Source organism: Luteolibacter sp. LG18 (assembly GCF_036322585.1).
GTDB lineage: Bacteria > Verrucomicrobiota > Verrucomicrobiia > Verrucomicrobiales > Akkermansiaceae > Luteolibacter.
Genome location: NZ_AP024600.1, coordinates 2,392,716 through 2,414,253, shown reverse-complemented (window position 1 = coordinate 2,414,253; position 21,538 = coordinate 2,392,716). Strand labels below are relative to the sequence as shown.

The window sequence follows — 21,538 nt, the reverse complement described above, 5'->3', positions numbered from 1 at the left end:
CACAGCGATGCCGCACGCTCGCATGGTCAGCACCCTGACCTTTATACGACACCTCGATCTGCTATCCCGAAGGGATGATAGCCCCAGTAGCCGGTGGTTGAGGAACCTCGGCGACGACACCTTCGGCGACGCCCAGAGCGATGGCGTCGGAAGGTAAGCGGCAGACCAGCGCGGGATGCGCATCAAGGTCACGTCCGGACCGTCACGAGTACCGCAGGTCCTTCGAAGGATCGAGCTCGAAGTCCATCGCGAACTGGTTCACGGTGTTCGGCTTGATCACCGCTTCCATGAACTTGAGGTAGAACGGATCCTCCAGCGTGATCTTCAGCTTCTCCCGCGACTCGGTCTCGACGTCGTAGAAGAACTGCCACTCGGAGGCCTCGTCCACATTGCGGCCGGACTTCACGCTCAGCACCTCGGGGATTTTCAGGAGCAGGCTGCGCGTGGTACGCACCATGTCCTCCACCTTGGCGTCATCGACTTCGGGCTTCAGTTGGGAAAAAACGACGTGGAGGATCATCGGTGGTTCAGGACTTCCAGTTCAGAGCACCCTTCTTCAGCGCGTAGACGTAGGCGAAGGCCAGCACACCGGCGAATCCCGCCATGCTCACCAGCGCCGTCGGGCTGTTCGCGACCAGGTCCCGGAATTGGACCGCCCAAGGATACATGAAAACCACCTCGATATCGAAGATCACGAACAGCATCGCCACGAGGTAGAACTTCACCGAGAACCGTGGCGCACCGTCACCCACCGGCAACATGCCGCACTCGTAGGCGCTGTCCTTCGTCGCATTGCGTTTCGCGGAGCGACCGAGCACCACGCTGAGGGTCAGCGTGACCGCCGCGAAGCCGAGCGCGATGAGGATCTGGAAGAAGATCGGAAGGTAGTCCTGCAGCATGACGGTGAGTGTCCGGATATTGTCGGCCGCTGTGCCGGATGGATAGAAAAAAAACCCGCACCGGAGACCGATGCGGGTTTTAAAAAACAGGGAATGGCAAGCGGCTTCAGTCCTCCTGGGCTGCAGCATATTCGCTGGACGCTTCGCGCACGCGGGCAGTGCCCTTGTATTCCTTACCGATCTTCTCGACGAGACCGCGCGTCACCAGGTTTTGCAGCTTTTCATACGCGCGCAAACGGAGCATTTCCTCGCCGCCGCTGACCGCGTTCCGAACTTTCAGATTCTCGAAGACCCGTTCGAAGAGGTCGTTGAAACCAAACACCTTGCTCTCAGAAAGTACGTTCACGAGCTCGTCTGTGACATGGTCAGGGAGACGGCGCGAGAATCGAGTTCGTTTCGTGGTGGTTGCCATAACGGCGCGATAATACCACCCCTCTGTCACAAAAGCGACCCCAAAAATGAACTCCGATCCAGTGTTATTTAAAATAATTTACAAGACTTAAATTTCAACCTGGATTGTAATGGGGGCGGTTTTTACGCAGGAGCCATCTCCATAATCTGCTGCAAGCCTTTGGATTGTGGGTTTGGGTGAAAAGTTCGCGCCGGAGTCAAGGTGGGTTTGGGCGGGTCCGGACCGGTCATAAAATACTTCATCCCGTGCAAATCGCGAGAAGGGAATTGACGGTTAGAGACCCCTCGCCAAGGTGACCTCGTGATCGCGCGACTTCGCGGAACAGTGCTGGAAGCCTATCCGAACCGGCTGGTGGTGGATGTGCAGGGGGTGGGATACGAGGTGCATGTGCCGCTTTCCACCTTCGACCGTCTGCATGCCGCGGAAGGACTGCCGGTGGATCTCCGCACCCACCTTCACATCCGCGAAACCGCCCACACGCTCTACGGCTTCTCCTCGGAGGAGGAGCGCGACGTGTTCCTGCTGCTGATCGACCGCGTCAGCGGCATCGGCCCGGCGATCGCGATGGCCGTCCTCAGCGGCATGCCGGTCCCGGCTTTCAAGACCGCCGTGGTGCAGAACGACGTCACCGCCCTGTCCCGGGTGAAGGGCGTCGGCAAGAAGACCGCCGAGCGTATTGTGCTGGAACTCAAGGACAAGGTCGGTGTGGTCGATACTTGGCAAGACGCCGCCGCCGGCCAGATGAGCGCGGGCGCGGCCGATGCCGAGCTGGCGCTCATCGCGCTGGGCTACAAGCAGGTGGATGCCCGCAAGGCGGTCCGCAAGGTGCTGGATGCCGAGCCCGGTGCCGCCACCGAGGCCCTCGTCCGCGGCGCGCTGCGCCACCTCCAAGGCTGAGCCGAGATTTTCCTCCCCGCATGTCCCTGACCCTTTCCCAACTCCAGGCCGCGCTGCCAAAGGGCGGCCTGTTCGGCGGTGGCACGTGGCGCTGGTCGCCGGAACCGCTGAAGCTCAGCGCGACCGAGGCCCGCGCGATCACCCGGCTGGGTTACCCGCTGGCCCAGTTCCAGAAGGCGAGCGACGCCATCTACCGCCGCAGCGCGAACGGCAAGCTGCCGGGCTGGATCGCCGAGCTGCTCGATGTCGGCAAGCCGGAGTGGATGGTCCGCCAGCAACGCCACCCCGGCACCGCGGACCAATTGCCACGCGTGATCCGCCCCGACCTGATCCTCGGCCACGATGGCTTCGCCGTCACCGAGCTGGACAGCGTGCCCGGCGGCATCGGCACCACCGCCTGGCTGTCCCGCGTCTATGCGGACGCCGGATTCGACGTGCTCGGCGGCCGCGATGGCATGATCGAGGGTTTCCGGTCCCTGATGCCGGAGGGCGGCGCGATCCTCGTGTCCGAGGAAGCCGGTGACTATCGCCCGGAAATGCAGTGGCTGGCCGGGGAACTCGGCGCGGCCTGGGAAGTGATCTCCGCTGAGGAATACGAGCCTGACGGTCGCACGCTCTACCGCTTCTTCGAGCTCTTCGACTGGGAAGCGATCCCCGCTGCCCGCCGCCTCGCGGAAAAGGCCAGCGCGGGGGAAATCACGCTCTCCTCGCCCTTCAAGCCCCACCTCGAGGACAAGCTCTGGCTCGCCCTGCTGTGGGCTCCCGGCCTGCGCAAGATCTGGGACCAATCGATGCGCCAGAACCACCTCACGCGCCTGCGCGAGCTGGTGCCTTTCGGCTGGGTGCTCGATCCCACCCCGCTGCCGCCCCACGCGGCGCTGCCGAAACTCGACGTGAACTCATGGGACGAGGTCGCCGCCTTCAGCCAGAAGGAACGCCAGCTCGTCCTGAAAATCAGCGGCTTCCACGAAACCGCCTGGGGTTCCCGCGGCGTCCACATCGGCCACGACCTGCCCGGCAGCGAATGGCGCGCCCGCATCGACGAGGCCCTCGCTTCCGCCGACGAGCAACCGTGGCTGCTCCAGGAATTCCGCGAAGGCCGCCTGATCGACCATCCCGTCTTCGCCGCCGATGGTTCGGTGGAAATGATGCGCGGCCGGGCGCGGCTGTGCCCCTACTTCTTCACCGACGACGCCGGGGAAACCACCTTCGCCGGCTGTCTCGCCACCCTCGTCCCCGCGGACAAGAAGAAGATCCACGGCATGACCGACGGCGTGCTGGTGCCGGTGATGGTGGGGTAGTTGGAACTGGTTCCAATTCCGGCTGGGCAATCCCGCCCTCACCTGCCGCCGCGATTGCTCTAAAATCTCACCCGCGAGAACTCTTGATCCCAAAGGGATCGCAGCGTCGGTGCCGAACCCGGGACCGGAACCGCACCGAATCGGGAGGATTCACCCCGTCCACGCTCTCACGAGCGCGGCTACTCAGAGCTTACCCTACAAAAGGAAACGGCCCGGACTTTCGTCCGGACCGCTTACGTCATGAAACCTCGACGTGGAAGGGGTCTGAAAATTTTAGACGAGGCCAGCGGCCTTGAGCGTCGCGTAGGCACCGTTCTTGTTGACGGTCTTGAGCGCTCGGCAGCTCAGCTTGACGCGCACGAAGCGGTTCAGCTCCGGCACCCAGATGCGCTTGGTCTGAAGGTTCGGCGAAACGGTGCGCTTCACGACCTTGGTGACGTGGCGGCCGATACCACCTTTTTTCTTCGCGAGGCCGGAGCGGTGAATTTTACCACCGGAGCGGACGCGGGTTCCTCGGATGCTGCAGATACGTGCCATGGTCGTGGTCGGAAAGGGATTGCGGGGCACGGAGTCTGACTCCGGAGGCCTTTTGGTCAAGGGAAATCCTGTTTCAATTTCCGAGGGCAAGGGTTTCAGGGCATTCGACGGCAACGCCGAGGTGGCTCGAAACCAAAATACAGCGGAGGCTAACGTGGGGGTACAGCGATTGCAAGGCAGTTCGATAAGCCGCCATCTGAAACCCGTGGCGGGCCACCAGTTCGGCCGCCGATTCGACCCCGTCGGTCTTGAAATCGAGGATTTCCAGCGCCTCCACCCGCCCTTCCGGGCCGCGAAACACATGCAACCGGTCGATCACCCCGCTCATCCAGGCACCGCCGACGATCGCCTCCAGCGGTTGCTCCCGCAGCAAGTCCACCGTCCGCCCGTCCCGCCGGAACAGGGCCGCCACCTCCGGACTCTCCAGCAAGGCGGCCACCGCCCGGCCGCCCTCGTCCGGTGGCAAGGTGGGTTCCGCCTCATCGATCCAGCCCACCCGTTCGAACGCGGCGTGCACCGCCGTGCCGAACCGCAGGGCCTCCGGCGAACCACCGGCGTGCCCGCCCGCTCCGGACGGGCTCAAGCGCTCCCGGCGCGGCACCGCCGCCCCCAGCGCGGGAATCTCCGGCACGGCCTTGGTTTCCCGGGCGGGCACAGCCTCGAACCACCGCGGGTCGCCGGATTGGAACTCCACGCCCACCGAGCGCGCGATCCAATTGGCGGGCGAGGTCCAGTCATCGGCATTCTTCCGACTCTTTGGCACTTGCGGCAGCAGCACGTGCAGGCCGCGTTTCGCCCGGGTCAGCGCCACATAAACCATGCACAGGGTCTCGTAGCGCTGGTCATCGGCCCAGCGCTCCTCGGCCTCCCTCAGCGGTGCGACCAGATCCCGCACCCACCGGGCGGGCGGCTCCAGCAGCCACGCCGTCCCGGCATGGGCCCCGCGGGCCACCTCGAAATTCCCTCGGTCCGGCACCTGGCTGTCCTCGACCTCCGGCAGCACCACGACATCGAACCCGAGGCCCTTCGACTTGTGGATCGTCATCACCTGCACCGCCGCGGCGCCGGGGCTCTGGGCAATCTCCAGATCCGCCAGCCAGCGCGCCGCTTCCCGCACGGTGGAGGTCCCGCCCGCGTCGAACTCCGCCAGCGCGCCGATCACGTCCCCGGCGCGGCGCTGGGAAAACTCGGATAGACCCGCCCACAGCGGTTCGATCACCTTCCCCGCCATGGCCGCGAATCCCTCCGCCTGCGCCTCCAGCAGCAGGCCTTCCCAAATCGCATACCAACCGCCCTCGAACCTCGCCTCGACCACACTCCACAGCGGCGACATCCGCACCACCTCGCCGGCGTAAGCATCCGCCGGATCGGCCAGCCATTTCACGAGGTGGAACAGCGCCACGCCCACCGCGTTGTCCTCCACCGGATGGCGGCGGCCTTCCTCAATCACGTCGAACCCGTTTTCGCGCAAAAGGGCGGCGACCTCCCGCACCTGCGAGTTCGTCCGCACCAGCACGCCGCAGCTCAGCGCGCGCTCGCCGATGCCGGTCTCCCGCAGCAGCTCCACCAGCCGCTCGTCGCGATCCTCGCTGGCCACCACTTCGACCGTGGCCGCACCGGTCACGGACGGCTTCGCCGAAACGTGGTCCTCCCACACCCAGCGGCGGGTCATTTCCGCTCCGAACAGATCCCGGATCGAGGCCAGATCGCCACACACGCCATTGACCAGTTCCAGCACCGCCGGGCACGACCGCCAGGACTCCGGCATGGTCGCCGTCTCCAAATGCTGCGCCTGATAGCGCCGCTCGACCTCGTCGAACAAAGTCACCTCGCCCCCGCGCCAGCCGTAGATCGCCTGCTTGCGGTCACCCACCACGAACAAGGTGCCATCGTCCCGGTCCACGACCTCGTCCAGCAGCGGCACGACGCCGGTCCACTCCGCCGCGCTGGTGTCCTGGAACTCATCGAGCAGCCAGTGGTCGTAGCGCGCGTCCAAGCGGAAATCCACCGCCTGCCGCCGCGTCCGCGATTCCTCGTCCGCGGCCCAGCGCCCCATCAGCACCTTGACGTCATCGAAGCCCAGCAGTCCCCTGCTGCGCAGCCGCCGCTCGCACTCGGCGTCCAACCGCGACACCAGCTCCGCCACGGCCTTGGTCCGTGCCACCGCCGCCGCCAGCTCGCAGGCCGCCAGCAGCCGCACCACATCCCGCCATTGATCGGAGACCGGGAGGGAAAAACGGATCACCTTGCGGTTGTAGGGCAGCTCGATCTCGCCGTGTCCCGGCACCGCCTCCAGCAGCCGCTCGAACAGAGTGCCCGCCTTCGACACCCGGCCGCTGCCGACCGTGTGGAGTTCGAAATGATCGATCATCTTGAGCACCGCCTCGTGGCTCTCGCTCCGGCGCAGCGCGGACAGCAGCGCGAACTTGTCCCGCTCCCACGCCTCCACCTCCGGCAGGCCGGTGAACAAGGACTCGCCACCCCACCCCGACAGCGCCCGGCCGGATTTCCACCAGCCGTGCCACGAACCGAGGAACCGCTCGACGGAGCGCAGAACGCCCTGGCCCTCCTTCCCCAATGTCGCCCGCCGGAACGCATGCAGGAACTCGTCCGCCGAACCTTCGTCCAGCGCGTCCCCCAGCACCGCGCCGAGGATGTCCGCCATCGCGGCATCCAGCTTCGGTCCCTCGATCAGTTCGAACGTCCCGCCCGTGAGCCCCAGCTCATACTGGAACCCTCGAACAATCCGCGCGAAGAACCCGTCCATCGTCCCAAACTGGAGCCGCGGCAGCGCGCGCACCACCCGGCCCAGCACCGGCCCGACATCGAACTCCGCGCCGATCTGCGCGTGCAGTTCCCCCGCCTTCGCCGGCTCCAGCGCGCAGGTCGCCAGCCGCGAAAGCACGGAGTCCGCGAACTCACCCGCGGCCTTCCGCGTGAACGTCAGAGCGACGATTTTTTCAGGCTCGCGCCCCTGCGCGCCCACCAGGCCGATCACCCGGTTCGCAAGCTGGAAGGTTTTCCCCGATCCCGCCGAAGCCAGGATCATCAGGTGCTTCGCCAGGATCTCGATCCGGTCCGCACTCACGCCGCACCTCCTTCCATCATGATCGTTTCCGAAAGCTCGCGCCCGAACGACAGCGCCTCGTAATCGTCCCACGGCACCTTCTCCGCGGGTGGATAAAACACACCCGCCGCCACCTGTCCGATCACCCACTCCGCGCAGCGCAGCGCCGAGTCCGAATCGTCCGGCGAGAAGCCGTCCCACACCGAGAGGCCCACATCGCCCTCGATCGCGCCGAGCTTGAAATAGCCCACTTCGTCCACATCCTTTAAACCGGCGGCATACAGCGCGAGTTGGAGATTCTTCCAGCGCTTCTGTTTGCCATCGGCGGTGGTGTGGAGCACGGCGGACACTTGTTGCAAATGCACCGGCAGCACCGTCTTCGCGGTGATCGCCACGCGGTGCGCGGACTCGATGGAATCCACGTGCCCGGTCTTGTAATCCAGCACGCGTCGGCGGCCATCGTCGTGGCGCTCGATACGGTCCACCCGACCGATCAGCACGATGTCGCCAATCGGCACCTCGAACTTCTTCTCCACCTCCTCGATGTGCCAACCCTGCGCACGCTCGCACGCCTGGATGCGGGAGAACCACGAGAGCCTTCTCCGCAGCGACTCCACCTGGATGCGGATCGCCAGCGGCGGACGCGGGCCAAAGCGCTCGCGCACCTGCCGGTCGAGATCGGCATGCACCCATTCCTCGATCGCTTCCGTTTTCGAAAACTCCTTCGCGTCCTCATCACGCGCCCAGTTTTCCAGCACGTTGTGGGCGATGTTGCCGAAATCCCGCGCGTTCCACTCCACCCGCTCCGGTTCCGGCGACTGCATGCCGACGACGTGCTTCAAATAGAAACGGAACGGACACGCGAGGTAATCGGCAAACGCGGTGACGCTCAACCGCGGCGTGTCCCGGATCACCCGTGGCCGCCATTTCCATTCATCCTCCAGCGTCCACGCCAGCCCTGCGTCCGGCGGTTCGATCTCGCGGAACAAGGTCTTCACCCGCTGCGGCAACTCGCCCTCCTCCGCCGCCAGCAGCAATCGCGACGGCAGCAACGCATCGCCGCCCGCTCCCGACTTCGCCAACAGCAGGTCCACCCGCCCCTCGCCCCGGCGCGCCTCCAGCATCGCCGTCAGCAGATAGGCGTCACGCGTTGTCCGCGTGTGATCGGTCGCCAGCTTCAAAATCCGCCGTACGCTTTCCGGCAACCACGCGTCGCTGCTCGCCCGACCCGGCACCTTGCCCTCATTGCAGCCGCACACGATCAGGTGGCTTCCCGGCTCATGGAAAAGCTCCAGCCAGCCCTGCACGTCCAGCACCCGGTCCTCCGGCGGCACCGCCACCGCCTCCGGTCCGTTCGCCAGCAACAGGTCGATCCAGAATCCCGCGTCGCGATCCACACGACCCGCCATCGCCGCGGTGGACTCCACCCACGCGTGCAGCTCCGCCGTCTCCGCATGCCCCGGATCGAAGGACTCCAACAAGCGCGGCAACCCGGCATGGAAGCCCTCCCACAGGAAAACCCCACGGCGTTTCTCCAGGACGGTGAAGGTCTCCAACGTCAATGCCAGCGCCTCCTTCTCGGAATCCCGCTTCGTCAGCTCGAGCGCCCGCTTCAGGTCCGCGCCCTCCTTCGCCAGCCACTTGTCCCGCGCCACCGAAAGCGCCTTCACGCGCTGCGCGCGCTTTCCTCCAACCAAACGGCCGGTCTGAGCGAACCCCAGCAAATCGATCGCCGCCGCCGTGGTGGGCGTCTTCAGAAACTCCCGCCACGCCCTCAGCCATGCCATCACCGGCCGCGGCGGCAGGTGCGAGGGATCGTGCAAGGTCCAGCCCGCCCGGCCGAACGCCCGCACCAGCTCTCCCGCCGTCTCCTCGTCCGCCGAGCCCAGCGCCAGATCATCCGAGGGCGTGCCCGCGCTCCCCGCCAGCCGCACCGCCTCCGCCGCCTGCTGCCGTGGATCGGCCGTCAGCGTCACGCTTCCCCGGCCCTCCTCCGGCCACGGACGCACGCGGGCGGTCCAGATGGTCGATGGTGCCGGTTCCTTCTCCTTGGGCTCCAATTCCTCCTTCGTCTTGAACGCCCGTGGCCTGCCGAATTCATCGAAGGCCCCGATCTCCTCCTCCGGAGCCCCCACCAGCGCCGTCACCGGCAACGGGCACCTATCAAGCACGGCTTCCATCGCCATCGGAAAATCCGGCACCCCCGCCAACACGATCTCCCTCGCCCCCTCCCAGCCTGCTTGCCCGCCACGCGCCAGCAGCGCGCTGCGGCTGACGAACCCCCAACGCGCCAGCAGCTTCTCCACCTTGCCCTCCAAGGACGCCAGTGCCTGCCAGCGCTCCGTTTCCACGGTTTCACCCAACATGCGGGCCGCCATCGCGATGGTCAGTGCGCCTTCCTGCAACCCTTCCCGCAGAGACCTCATCGCCCCTGCCAGCCCCAGCGCCCAACCGCGCTCTTCGCCCTCACCCGGCGGAACCGGAAACACCGCTTCATACGGCGACCAGTCCCGGATCCCCTCGAACACCTCCGTCCACGCCAGCTGCTCCACCGCCGCTGGGGCCGCGCCCTCCGTTTTCAGGAAATGCCCCGGCGTCACCACCCGCGGAGCCAGCCCGCCGCCAGCCTCCGCCAGCGCCTCGCGCAGCCGCCGTCCCGATTGCGCGGTCGGCACCACCACCAGCATGCCCGGCAGCGACTCCCGCCGCTCCACCAGCCACGCCGTCAGGACATTCAGGAACGGCTGGCCCCAGCCCAGGAAATCGCGCGCAACCATTTCCGGAATTCATGCCCTGCGGACCAGCCCCACGGAAGGAAAAGTTCGTAAATCCACGACCCTTCCGGCCCTCCGGCATCCCCATCCTCGTGTTTTCCCGCACGTGTTTTCCGTAGCCGGATCTAACAGTTTTTTCAGAGGCTTGCGAGGCCCGTCCGCGGTGCTATCGCTCGCCCTTCGTTCACCATGTCCATCGCCTGCCCCGAGCCACTTGCCGCCATCGTGGCGCATTACGAGAAACTCAGCCCCGCCAAACTCGAGCGTCTGGGCGACGTCTATTCCCCCAACGTCCACTTCCTCGATCCCATCCGCGAGGCCCGCGGAATCGCCGGGCTCCGCAGCATCTATCAGGAGATGTTCAACAACCTCTCCAACTGCTCCATGGAAGTGATCGATGCCCAGGGAGATGAGCACAGCGGTTTCATCCTCTGGACCCTCTTCTATCATTACCGCGGCAAGGACCGCTCGGTCAGCGGCACCAGCCATGTGAAGTTCGCCAGCGACGGCCGCATCGCCCATCAGCAGGATCACTGGGACGCCACCTTCTGCGTTTACGGCGAGATCCCGCTGCTCGGTGGTTTGCTGCGGTTCTTCCACCGCCGTCTGAAGGTCGCCTGCATCACTCCCGAGCCGGCGTTCCACCAGCCCCGCCAGCGGTGAACCGCGGCGGCGGGTCGCTTGCAGATTGACTTCCCCCTATCTCCAGATAGATGGCTTATCTATGGAGATCAGGAGGACTTGGATCATGGCGGCATGTCTATTGACCGGAGCCGTTCTTGGCCGGTTGACCGCCCCCTCATCCACCCCCGCGCCCGATTCCGATCAAACCGCGAACACCCGGCGCAGCGCCCGAGCCTCGGGCCGGGAGGACGATTCCCGCGCCACCACGGGCACCCGCCTCAGCGCCATGCAGCGGGAAATCCGGAATGCCTCGGCCAGCCAGTTGCCCGGCGTGCTCTATCGCTCGCTGGAATGCCCGGATCCCAACGAGCGCGGCGCCCTCGTGGCCCAGTGCCTGGCCGCCATGGACGCATCCAACTGGCAAACCTGCTTGGGCCAATACTGGAACATCACCCGTGAAACCGGCCGCACCCACCGCGAGGAATGGGAGCGCTGCCTGTTCCGCGCCGGTCAGGTCGCGGGCGAAGAAGCCATGAATGCCTTCAAGGGCGACGGGCTGAAGAACAAGACGACCGAATCGTGGAACGCGATGTACGGCTGGGCCACCACCGATCCCAAGGGAGCCTTGAAATGGCTCGACCAACTCCGGGAGAGCGATCCCAGCCAGTGGCACCGGCTCCTGCCCGCCCTCGCCGCGGGCGCCACACTCATGGATCCCCAGGAGGGCATCCGCTTGATGGAGTCCCTGCCGGAGGACGAGCGCCGGAACTGTGTCGGTCACGCCACCTGGAACATCGTCCAGAACGGGGGGCTCGACCAAGCCATGAACTGGATGAAGGAGGTCACCCAGGGTTCGGGCGACAACCCGGGACCCTATGCCCGATCCGTCACCAACGAGGTTTTCAACAAGGTGACCAGCAACGGCACCCCCGCCGACATGGCCGCCCGCATGGAGCAGATCCACGCCTTCCTCAAGGTCGACGACGCCCGCATCGCCCAAGCCATGGATCATTTCGGCGGGCCGACCGGCGGTCTCGACCTCCTCGCGGAGCTCTCACGCGGCCCTGTGCTCCAGGATCAGGCGGATGCCCCCACGATGCTGCCGGAGGCCATTTCGAACGCAGTCGAACGCAATCCCGCCAAACTGGCCGAATGGTTCGAACGCAATCCCACCGCGCCATTCCTGCCCTCCGCCGCCATCCAGGCCTGCCAGCAACTCCAGGCCCGCGGCATGACCAGCGAGGTGGAGCGGATTCTCCTGGCGATCCCGGAAGGAGCTTCACGGAGCGCCGTGCGATCGGCGCTCAGCCACTGACCGACTCTCATTCCGGCGACCACGGACGGCACACCTGCCCCTCGCACGCGATGATCTCACCCGGTCCCTCCGACCGCACGAACACCGCGCGCGGTAGGTAGCTCGCTGCCAGCGCCTTCGCCCGGGCCGCGGAGATCCCACCGCGGACATCGATCTTCACCACCCCGCGCTCGCGCAGGTCACACGCGGCCAGCAGCACCGGCACCGCGAAGGTCTGCTTCGCCGCCACCCGCGCCTCCGCGCGCAGGATCGCCTCGCCCTGCACCGCGAACTCCGGCCGCTCCGCCAGCACCGCCAGCTTGAAGAGATTCACCGCCGACACGTGTCCCGGCGAAGGCTCCGCGCCATCGTAATCCTCCCGCATCACCAGCAGCGGCTGGCCGCCCAGCTCGGCTTTCATCACGTAGCCGCCGCGGTCGCCATCCCAGTGGTCCCGGTCCATCGCCGCCTGGAGCTCCAGCGCCCAGGTGAGATGCGCCCCATCGCCATCGGCCGAATGCAGTTCGATCAGCGCGGCGATCAAGAACGCGTAATCCGCGGCGAAGCCAGCGATCCCGCTGCTCCGCTGGCGGTAGCTCCGGAACAGCCGAGCCCCATCCCACAGCCGCTTCTTCAGGAAGGCCGCCGCCCCTTTCGCCGCCTCTAACAAATCCGGCCGCTCCAGCACCCGCCCGCCGCGCGCCAGCGCGCCGATCATCAGCGCGTTCCACGCCGTCACCAGCTTGTCGTCCCGGTGCGGCAGCGGCCGTTGTTTCCGCGCCGCCAGCAACGTTCCGCGTGCCTCCGCCAGGATCGCCCGGATCTCGTCCACCCCCAGATCGAACCGCGCCGCCAGCGTCTCCACCGAACCCGCGCGGAACAACGTGTTCTGCCCCGCCAGCTCCTCATGCGGATCGCTCTCCGGCCGCGCGTTTCCTTCCGCCTGCACGCCATAGGCCGCGCAAAACACCAGCGCCGACCGCGTGTCCAGCCGCTCGAAAATCTCATCCGCTTCCCAGGTCCAGAACGCGCCCTCGCGCTTCTTCGCGGCATCCGCCGCCGGCAGGCTATCCGCATCCTCCGCCGCGTGGAACGCTCCGCTGGCGTCCTTCAATTCATCCAACACGTAGCGGAAGATGCCCTCCGCCGTCTCGCGGTACGCCGCCTTTCCGGTGACCTGCCAGCCGTCCAGATACACCATCGCGAGCTGGCCCTGGTCGTAGAGCATCTTCTCATAGTGCGGCACATGCCAGTAGCGGTCCACCGAGTAGCGGTGGAATCCGCCGCCGAGCTGGTCGTGCATGCCACCGGCCTGCATCGCATCGAGCGTGCGCTCCACCATCTGCAGGCACGCCGCGCCTTCCTCGCTTTCCACGCCGTAGCGTTCCGAAAGTTGCAACAGCAGGCCCGGCACCACCGGCCGCGGGAACTTCGGCGCGTTCCCCCACCCACCTTCCTGCGGATCGAACATCGCCTCGCAGCGGTCGATGAAATCGCCGAACACCCGCGGGTCCGGCAGGCCCTGCATCACCGCGCCGACATCGGCCTCCGCCCGCAGGTGGATCATCACCTTCTCCGCGCTGCCTTCCATCCGCGCGCGATCGTCCTGCCACAGGCGCCCGATCTCCTCGCACAGCCGCGTGAATCCCGCCCGGCCATACTTGTCCTCCGGCGGGAAATACGTCCCACCCACCACCGGCTTGCCCTCCGGCGTCAGCCACACGCTCATCGGCCAGCCGCCCTGCCCCGTCGTCGCCTGCACGAAGGCCATGTAGGTCGCGTCGACATCCGGACGCTCCTCGCGGTCCACCTTCACGTTGATGAAGTTCCGGTTCATCCGCGCCGCGATTGCTTCGTTTTCGAAGCTCTCATGTTCCATCACGTGACACCAATGGCAGGTCGAGTAACCCACCGAGAGAAACACCAGCTTGTCCTCCGCCTTCGCCCGCGCGAACGCCTCCTCGCCCCACGGCACCCAATCCACCGGATTGTGCGCGTGCTGCAGCAGATAGGGAGACGTCTCGTGGATCAGGGCATTCGGCATCGGGAAAACAGGAAACACCGCGGCCCGCTTCGGGACAATGCCCAACCCACATCATCGGCACACGGATTCCCCTGGCGAGGCTTCCCAACCTCCCGGGAGGGCACCCTCACTTCACCCGTGCGGAAGCCCCCTGAGCCCCCCGCAGGATCTCCTGCTGGATCTCCTGCAGCTTGTCATGCACCTCCGGCGAGCCCAGCAACCCGGCCGCGATCATGATCACCGCGACCGCGGCCACCAACGAGGCGAGCACCAGCAGCCAGTAGATGATCGCCAGGAAAATCCCCGCGCCGTCCATCTTCCGGTGGAAATTGTAGCCGCCCGGGCACGCGAACGCCCGGTATCCCACCCACAGGTTCAAAAATGGCACCAGATGTCCGAGGAACCACCAGCCGCTCATGCCCACGTTCCGCAGCCGCTTCACGCCCAGCACGATATTGCCAATCACCACCAGCACCGGAACCGCCATCATCACGTTCTCATGCCCCTCGATCAGGCTCGCGATCTGCGGCCGGATCAACCCCGGCGCATACGTGCCCACCGCCGACAGCACGATCGTGCCGATGAAATAGCCTGCACGCCCGACGCCCACCCAGTTCTTCTGGAGAGCCATCAGTTCCCGCGCGTTGTCCTCCTCCACGTCGGTGCTCAAGTCCGGAGTGGCGGCCATGGCGGGAACCTCCACCTCGGTCGGAACCACCTTTTCGAAAAGCCCCTCGATTTCGCCGGAGGGAAGCCAGCTTTCCATGCCTGCCCGCCACACCAGGTCCTGGCGCGGGTGGAGCTGGCCGTTGCTCGCCACGAACTTCAGCTCCTCCATTGCCACAGGGCCGTATTGCTTCCCGTCCTTGGAGAAAAACCAGGCGTCCTGCGGCACTTCGCTCATCGCCCCCGGGAATACCTCAAGGGAGGTTGATCGTCAAACCCGCCGCGCTTCGAAAGAATCCCTCGCCTTGCCGCGTCTGCTCCCTAACTTTCGTATTAGATGAAACGCCGCTCCTTGCTCACGATGGTTCCCGCCGCTTCGGTGCTCTTCGCCATGCGCTCCCACGGAAAACCGATTCCCCAGCCCGCACTCACCGCCGCCGGGTTCTCCATCGCCGTGCAGTGCTGGTCCTTCAACAAATACACCCTCTGGGAAGCCATCGAAAAGGCCGCCTCCACCGGAGCCGGCTCCGTGGAACTCTATCCGGGCCAGAAACTCGGCGGCCCCCACGGCGACCTGAAGATGGGCCCCGATCTGAAGCCCGAGGTCTACCAATCCCTGCTGGAGCATCTCACGAAGAACGGTCTCGTCGCCGTCAACTTCGGCGTCTGTGAGATCCCGAAGGACGAAACCAAGGCCCGCGCCACCTTCGAGATGGCGAAGACCCTCGGCCTCTACGGCCTCACCACCGAGTCCCTCGAGGCCCTCGACACCATCGAGAAGCTGGCGAAGGAATACGACGTGAAGGTCTGCTTCCACAACCACCCGAAGGGCACCAAGCTCGGCGACCCCCTCAAGACCCTGGAGGCCATCAAGGACCGCCACGAGAACGTCGGCTTCTGCTGTGACGTGGGCCACCTCGCCTCCTCCGGCTGGGAGCCGCTCGAGATCGTAAAGAAGATCTCCACCCGCATCCGCTCGTTCCATTTCAAGGACCGCGAATCGATCGAAAAGTGGACCCACGACCGCCCCTTCGGCACCGGCGTGATCAATCTCCCGGCCATCCTCGATGAAGCCCGCTCCAAGGGCTTCGCCGGCAATGTCAGCATCGAATACGAGCACAACTGGGAAACCTCCGTCCCGGAAATCTCCCAGTGCGTCGGCTACCTCCGCGCCTACTCGAAGCTGAAGGCTTGACCCCTTCCGGCCATCCATCCCGGGCAGGCGGCTCGTGCCGCCCGGGTCAATTCGCCACCTTCGGATTGGTACCGTGCTGGTATTCGTAGAGATTGGTCTTCCCGTCCAAATCGGCATCCGCGGTCGCATCGGCCGCGCTCAGCGGGTTCAAGCCATACGTTGACTCCCACCCATCCGGCATCAGGTCGCCGTCCGTGTCCGCCTTGGTGAGATCGGTTCCCTTCGTCTGCTCCTGCAGGTCGGTGAGACCGTCGCCGTCATGGTCGGTGGACGCCGCCTGCCAAAGATACGGCGAGGACACGTAGGTGTATTCCCCCGCGTCCACCACCCCGTTCGAGTTGGCGTCCACCCAATTCACCGTCCCGGCCTCGGTGAGATCCCATAGGCCGTCGCCATCCGTATCCTGACGATACAGGTCCCCGACCTCGGTGGCCGTCAGCACGCGGTTGTGCACCCGCAGCCGGTCCAGCATCGCGTCCGGCAGCGCGCTGGGCGTGTGCGCGGGGTAGAGGCGGCCGAAGGTGAATGTCGTCGTTGCGTCGTATGCCACCGGGTAGGACAAGCCGTTGCCCTCGATCATCAGCGTGCCATCGATGTATACCTTCTGCCCGTTTCCGGAGGCAGCGTAGGTTGCCGCGAGGTGGTGCCATTTCCCATCGTCCGTGGTGCCCAGCGGACGCGTGAAATTGTAGCCGTTGAACTCGGTCATCGGATCGCCCACCGACGATCCACCCGAGCCATTGGACGCATACTGGTGATAGCCGCCGAAGAACCACTGCTCGGTCGCGCCATGGCGCACCAGCAGGCACGTCCCCTGCGCGAGCGTCGCCAGTTGCGGCGCGGGCCCCGTGCCCTGGAGATCGTAGAGCGAGAAGATCGCGCGGTTGATGCCGTTCGCGTTTACAATGCTATTCTTCCCGAGCTTGAACCACCCGCTCACCGTCCACGCCGCCTGGCTCTGCACCGTGGCGGGCGGGATCGTGATGTAGCCGGTGCCGATGTTCGCGCCCCGCGAGGGCATCCCGAACCGCACGGGACCGCCGGAAAAGGAAGTCGCGTGCCGGTTCGACCCCGAGCGGTCGGAGAAGGTCGAACCCTGGATCGACTCGAAATCCCAGAAACCCCGCAAGCCGGTGGCGATCGACGCGGCCACGCTCGTCCCGTCCGGATCGGACAAGCCCGCATTCACCGTCGGATAGGGGTCCACGTTGTCCGCCAGATTGTCTCCGTCGGTGTCCGCCAGTTGCGGATTCGTCCCTTGCGCCGCTTCCTCCCAGGCGTTGAGCGTGTCACCATCCGGGTCCGCGGTCGAGTCCGTGACCCTCACCCGCCAGTAGCGCTTGGCCGCACCCACTCCACCCAACGTCAATTGGATATCCGAACCCGTCCCGTCGATCGCTGCCCCGGAGTTTGTCCAGGTGGCAAGACCGGCGGACGTCTCGAGTTGATACACCTTCCCCACCTGCGTCGGCCAGGTGAACTGGAAAAAGCCATCCGGGGGCGGCGTCCGGCCGATCTTCAGGTCGACACGCCCGGCAGGCCCGGCCGCGCTGAACGGATCCGTGCCCGCAAGCGACTCCTCCTCGTTCGTCCAGCCATCGCGGTCCGGATCAGCCGTTGCCGCATGATTGGGATTGGAAGCGGAAAACAAGCTCCCGCCATTGAACCGGCGCTCCCATACGTCTCCGAGGCCGTTGGCATTGGTATCTTGTACCGCCCCCGCATCCTGCATCAGCAGGACCACGAAAGCACCGGAGGAAAGGGGGAGCGGAAGACGGGAGATCTTCATGAAGAAACAGGGTGGAGACGCTCCTCCCGTGCGCCTATCTCCAACACCGCTCAAGTTTATTCATCCATCCGTGCAACTTACACGGTTAGATCATATCACATGCCACATCCGAAACGCGGTGAACACCGGGCGCTCCCATCCACCTCAACCATGATCGGGGCAGTAGCAGACGGTCTCCACCTCCGACTCCAACGCGAGGCCAGCATCCGTGATCGCCTGCGTGAAGTCCCCGACCTGCCCCTCACTGAGGCCGAAACACCTCGGCACCGAGCAGGTCTCGTAACGGAGCACCGCGGTACCCGCCGGCACCTTCGCCAACACCGCCCGGAAAACCGCCGGATCCTCCGTATCCACGATCTCCCGCGTCGATTGCCGCGCGAAGATGAACCGGGGCCTGGGATGCGTTTCATTCCCGGCATTCGCCAGCACCACCCCGCATTCCCCGCGGAGAATGAAGGGTGCCTGGTGATCAAACGCATCAACCGTCCAGAACACCAGCTTCCCGGCGGCATCGAGATCCCCCGGATGATAGTCCGGCTCCCTCACGGCAGCCGGAACGATCGCCATGCTGCCACCGGGGCGCGGCTTGTTGCAACCGGCCGCAGCCAGCACGACACCCAGGACGACGGCGCGCATGAAATGAGTCACGCCGCGATCTTGCCACGCCGCCCCCCGGACACAATCCGGTTCACACCCCGCGTGGCGGGCGCAAACTCACGCCTTCTTCCACTCCTCGCGCTCCCAGACACGGGCGCGGAGGGCTTCGGAGGCGGCGCGCGCTTCGGCCTCCTTCTTGCTCTTGCCCTTGCCGGTGGCCAGAACAAGACCCTGCCAACCGACCTCGGCCTGGAACACGCGGCGGTGGTCCGGGCCGCTTTCCCCGATGATCCGGTAGGTCGGAGCCTGGGGACACAGAGATTGCAGGCATTCCTGGAGTTCGCCTTTCGGATTCCGCTCCTCCGGGCTCGCGGCAAGACCACCGATCTCGGACTGGAGCAGGCGCAGCACCAGCTCACGCGAGGCCGCCACGCCGGAATCGAGATACACCGCGCCGATCAGCGCCTCGAAGGCATCGGCCAGCGTCGACAAACGGCGGCGGCCGCCCGTCGACTCCTCCCCCTTGCCGAGAAGCACATAATCCCCAAGGTGGATCGTCATCGCGAAGCGCGCCAGCGCCCGGCGGGAGACCACGCGGGAGCGCAGCTTGGTGAGACGGCCTTCCGGAAAGTCCGGGAACATCTTGAAAAGCTCCTCCGTGAGGATGAGTTGCAGCACCGCATCGCCCAGGAACTCCAACCGCTGGTTGTCGAAATGGGGCCGCTGGGACTCGTAGGCGAGGCTCGGATGGGTGAGCGCTTCTGCCAGAAGGAACGAGTTACGGAATTTGTAGCCGATCCGGCTTTCGAGGGGCTGCATGGTCACGCGGTCGAGGTTTCCTCTCTCCTCACCCGGACGCTTGCCGCTACCCGATGAGAAAAGTGGGGTGACCGACGGGACTCGAACCCGCAACAACCAGAATCACAATCTGGGGCTCTACCATTGAACTACGGCCACCATTTTATCGGCGGGCGGGAGAACTACGCGCCCCCGCCGGCTTTGGGAAGTGAAAAACGACAAATCGTCCAAAAAACTTCAGCCCAGCGCGGCCTTCACGGATCTCCGGTTCAGGAAGACCAAAACCAGCACCGGATAGATGCAGTACATGAGGGGGCCAATCACGATGCCCGCCATCATCGAGAACTTGGTGATCGCCAGCGCGGTCTCCGTTTCCTTGCCCGCGCCGCTGCCCTTGATCACTCCTTCCATGGCGGCGCTCATCCGCGGCAGCACGTACACCAAGGCCAGCACCACGGTGAGGAGCCTCAGCCCGATGGCGGTCCATGCATAGGCGTTCGAATACTTCAGTCCGCCCGCGCGGCGCTTCAGCAGGCCGAGCCCCGCAAGCACGAGCAACACGGTCAGCAACACCGACGCCCCGTATTGGAAATACGTCACCGGCTCCATCGACGTCACCAGCTCCCGGGACATGCGTGCCTGGATTTCCTGCTGCCCGCCCATTTTCTCCTGAGCCTCATACATCTTCTCCGTGACGGGCTTCATCACCACGGACGCCAGGACTCCCAGCGTGCCGATCGCCGCGAACACCAGGTGCAGGATGCCAAACACCTTGATCTGACCCGGAGGGCGGTCCAATGGAGCCTCTGCTGGAACAGGCGGCGGAGCGAACGACGGGGCATAGGGAGAGGATTCCTCGGGCATGATGGCATCGCACCGGATCGACCGCCTCTTGTCCAGCCGTGACCGGTCCCGATTTCGGAACTTGGCAGCTCCCCGCGGTCCTCCATGATCCCCCACGCAGCCTCCATGATTCGATTCATCCCGCTCGCCCTGACCGTCCTGGTCCTCACCCACTGCGGCGTCCCCCAAGCCCCGAGTTGCTCCAGCGTCCCCAAGGAATCCCGCGTGCCCTCCGCCGCGCTGATCGCCGAGGCCCGGGCCGATTGGGACATCCTCGCCAATCCCGCGCGCAAGGCCCAGTGGCCCGCCGCCCAGGCCAGCTACAATGCCGCGGTCGCCAAGCTGTTCGATCAATTCCGCTGTCCGCAACGTCCGTGGGACGAGGCCGCCGCCGCCCTAGGCACCCGCATCGAGCCCCAGGGCAAGGATGACGCCCACCTGAAGGACATCCAGGACCTATTTCCCTCCAGCCTCGTCGACACCGATCCGGTCGGCCCCCGCCAGACCACCGCGGGCATCGGCGTGCCGCTCGTCGGCTGGCACACCCAATCCTCCGAAGGCCGCACCCGCGCTCCCTTCGTGCCGCCCACCGGCCAGCCGTTCAACGTCACCGCCGTCCTGCGGTTCGACCGCGGCTCCCAGCCCACCTGGCATTTCACCGCGCCTCTCCAGAAGGACACCACTGAAATCGCCGGCCGCAGCGTGAAGCTCCAGGCCGACTGGTCCGCCAGCCACGCCTTCTACTGGCACATGAGCGACCTCGATGACTTCGACGCGCTCAAGGTCATCGTCCCCGCCCGTTTCAACGAGGAAACCGGCCTCTACTTCGGCCAGCCCTACGATCCCGACCGCATTCCCATCGTCTTCATCCACGGCATCAATTCCAGCCCGGCGGCCTTCAAGCACGTCATCAACGCCCTCGCCGGCCAGGAATGGTTCCGCAAGAAATACCAGGTCTGGTTCTTCAACTACCCGACCGGCAACCCGTGGATTCTCAGCGCCGCCCGCTTCCGCAGCCACATGAACGCCGCCGCCAAATTCGCACGCGAACACGGCGACCATGGCAATCTCAACCAGACCGTGATCGTCGCCCACTCGATGGGCGGCCTCATCACCCGCACCGCGATGAGCGAACCCGGCACCTGCTTCTACGACTGCTACTTCAAGAAGCCGCTCAACCAACTCAATCTCTCTCCCGAGGGCCGCAAGATGATCGAAAACGGCCTCCTCTATAAACCCGTCACCTTCCCGAACCGCGTGGTGTTCATGGCCGTGCCCCACCAGGGCAGCCCGCTGGCCGAGCGCGTCATCTTCACCTGGCTCTCCCGTCTGGTGCGGCTGCCGAAGACCCTCACCGTCGAGATGGTGGACATCACCCTGCGCAATGCCGGGGACATCCTCCTCCCCGATCCCGGCCACCTCCCCACCGCCATCGACAATCTCGCGCCGAACGATCCGAGCGTGCTGGCTCTCCAAAAAACCCGTCTGATCCCCAAGCTGCACCTCCACTCGATCATCGGCGACCGTGGCCGCGGCGACACTCCGAACAGCAGCGACGGCATCGTGCCCTATTGGTCCTCCCACCTCGACCACGTCGAAAGCGAGAAGATCGTCCCTTCCGGCCACAGTGTCCCGGACAACGCGGAAGCCGCCGATGAGGTCATCCGGATCCTCCGCCTCCACGCGAAAATCCACTGATTCTCAATTCGTCAGATCCCATCGAGCAAAAAAAGACCGGACGGTTTCCCGTCCGGTCTCTTTCGTTCATTGCATGTACCCAAGAAAGCTGGTGGGTGCCTCATGAGACACCGGGAGCGCACGA

The 21,538-nt window shown here is 65.4% G+C and carries 18 protein-coding genes and 1 tRNA gene; 6 read left to right on the top strand and 13 right to left on the bottom strand.

Annotated features, from left to right (window positions below; all coding sequences use genetic code 11):
• Window positions 1–202 precede the first annotated feature (202 nt).
• The 3 genes from llg_RS10095 to llg_RS10085 form a co-directional block, all read right to left on the bottom strand.
• Entirely contained in the window at window positions 203–520 is a 318-nt protein-coding gene (locus tag llg_RS10095) for a Dabb family protein (protein WP_338289756.1), read from the bottom strand.
• A 7-nt stretch (window positions 521–527) separates the two neighbouring features.
• Window positions 528–899 (bottom strand): NADH-quinone oxidoreductase subunit A, encoded by a 372-nt coding sequence (locus tag llg_RS10090; protein WP_338289755.1) that lies wholly within the window; start codon window positions 897–899, stop codon window positions 528–530.
• 106 nt (window positions 900–1,005) lie between these two features.
• The gene (locus tag llg_RS10085; RefSeq protein ID WP_211631289.1) at window positions 1,006–1,311 is read right to left on the bottom strand and encodes a hypothetical protein; all 306 of its coding nucleotides are present in this window, start codon (window positions 1,309–1,311) and stop codon (window positions 1,006–1,008) included.
• A gap of 300 nt (window positions 1,312–1,611) precedes the next feature.
• Between llg_RS10085 and ruvA the strand changes: the two genes are divergently transcribed.
• On the top strand, window positions 1,612–2,208 hold the full coding sequence (gene ruvA, locus llg_RS10080) for a Holliday junction branch migration protein RuvA (protein ID WP_338289754.1): 597 nt from the start codon (window positions 1,612–1,614) through the stop codon (window positions 2,206–2,208).
• Between the two features lie 20 nt (window positions 2,209–2,228).
• The gene (locus llg_RS10075) at window positions 2,229–3,509 is read left to right on the top strand and encodes a hypothetical protein (protein WP_338289753.1); all 1,281 of its coding nucleotides are present in this window, start codon (window positions 2,229–2,231) and stop codon (window positions 3,507–3,509) included.
• Between the two features lie 273 nt (window positions 3,510–3,782).
• Here the strand turns inward: llg_RS10075 and rpmB are convergent, their stop codons facing one another.
• From rpmB to llg_RS10060, 3 genes are all read right to left on the bottom strand, one after another.
• Complete coding sequence (rpmB, locus tag llg_RS10070) at window positions 3,783–4,046, bottom strand: 50S ribosomal protein L28 (RefSeq protein ID WP_338289752.1); 264 nt, start codon at window positions 4,044–4,046, stop codon at window positions 3,783–3,785.
• Window positions 4,047–4,119: 73 nt separating this feature from the next.
• Complete coding sequence (locus llg_RS10065; RefSeq protein WP_338289751.1) at window positions 4,120–7,134, bottom strand: UvrD-helicase domain-containing protein; 3,015 nt, start codon at window positions 7,132–7,134, stop codon at window positions 4,120–4,122.
• Window positions 7,131–9,890, bottom strand: coding sequence for a PD-(D/E)XK nuclease family protein (locus llg_RS10060; protein ID WP_338289750.1), 2,760 nt, complete (start codon window positions 9,888–9,890; stop codon window positions 7,131–7,133). Before llg_RS10060 ends, llg_RS10065 begins: the two co-directional genes overlap by 4 nt.
• A 186-nt stretch (window positions 9,891–10,076) precedes the next feature.
• Here llg_RS10060 and llg_RS10055 point away from each other — a divergent pair, with 186 nt between their 5' ends.
• The gene (locus llg_RS10055) at window positions 10,077–10,550 is read left to right on the top strand and encodes a nuclear transport factor 2 family protein (RefSeq protein ID WP_338289749.1); all 474 of its coding nucleotides are present in this window, start codon (window positions 10,077–10,079) and stop codon (window positions 10,548–10,550) included.
• Window positions 10,551–10,674: 124 nt separating this feature from the next.
• Window positions 10,675–11,826 (top strand): hypothetical protein, encoded by a 1,152-nt coding sequence (locus llg_RS10050; protein ID WP_338289748.1) that lies wholly within the window; start codon window positions 10,675–10,677, stop codon window positions 11,824–11,826.
• Window positions 11,827–11,833: 7 nt separating this feature from the next.
• Here the strand turns inward: llg_RS10050 and llg_RS10045 are convergent, their stop codons facing one another.
• Both llg_RS10045 and llg_RS10040 read right to left on the bottom strand, forming a co-directional pair.
• Entirely contained in the window at window positions 11,834–13,849 is a 2,016-nt protein-coding gene (locus llg_RS10045; protein WP_338289747.1) for a thioredoxin domain-containing protein, read from the bottom strand.
• A 106-nt stretch (window positions 13,850–13,955) separates the two neighbouring features.
• Window positions 13,956–14,732 carry a GYF domain-containing protein gene (locus llg_RS10040; RefSeq protein WP_338289746.1) on the bottom strand — a complete coding sequence of 259 codons (777 nt, stop codon included), beginning with the start codon at window positions 14,730–14,732 and terminating at the stop codon, window positions 13,956–13,958.
• Between the two features lie 99 nt (window positions 14,733–14,831).
• Here llg_RS10040 and llg_RS10035 point away from each other — a divergent pair, with 99 nt between their 5' ends.
• Window positions 14,832–15,689, top strand: a complete 858-nt coding sequence (locus tag llg_RS10035; protein WP_338289745.1) for a sugar phosphate isomerase/epimerase family protein — start codon at window positions 14,832–14,834, stop codon at window positions 15,687–15,689.
• A gap of 46 nt (window positions 15,690–15,735) precedes the next feature.
• Here the strand turns inward: llg_RS10035 and llg_RS10030 are convergent, their stop codons facing one another.
• From llg_RS10030 to llg_RS10010, 5 genes are all read right to left on the bottom strand, one after another.
• Window positions 15,736–17,478 carry a LamG-like jellyroll fold domain-containing protein gene (locus llg_RS10030; RefSeq protein WP_338289744.1) on the bottom strand — a complete coding sequence of 581 codons (1,743 nt, stop codon included), beginning with the start codon at window positions 17,476–17,478 and terminating at the stop codon, window positions 15,736–15,738.
• Window positions 17,479–17,622: 144 nt separating this feature from the next.
• Window positions 17,623–18,114 (bottom strand): hypothetical protein, encoded by a 492-nt coding sequence (locus llg_RS10025; protein ID WP_338289742.1) that lies wholly within the window; start codon window positions 18,112–18,114, stop codon window positions 17,623–17,625.
• Window positions 18,115–18,192: 78 nt separating this feature from the next.
• Complete coding sequence (gene rnc / locus llg_RS10020; RefSeq protein ID WP_338289741.1) at window positions 18,193–18,894, bottom strand: ribonuclease III; 702 nt, start codon at window positions 18,892–18,894, stop codon at window positions 18,193–18,195.
• 63 nt (window positions 18,895–18,957) lie between these two features.
• A tRNA-His gene (locus tag llg_RS10015) sits at window positions 18,958–19,032 on the bottom strand.
• 78 nt (window positions 19,033–19,110) lie between these two features.
• Window positions 19,111–19,737: a hypothetical protein gene (locus llg_RS10010; RefSeq protein ID WP_338289739.1), complete on the bottom strand. Its 627-nt coding sequence runs from the start codon at window positions 19,735–19,737 to the stop codon at window positions 19,111–19,113.
• Window positions 19,738–19,842: 105 nt separating this feature from the next.
• On the opposite strand from llg_RS10010, the gene llg_RS10005 reads away from it, so the two are divergent.
• Window positions 19,843–21,414: an alpha/beta hydrolase gene (locus tag llg_RS10005; RefSeq protein ID WP_338289738.1), complete on the top strand. Its 1,572-nt coding sequence runs from the start codon at window positions 19,843–19,845 to the stop codon at window positions 21,412–21,414.
• The last annotated feature ends 124 nt before the right edge of the window (window positions 21,415–21,538 follow it).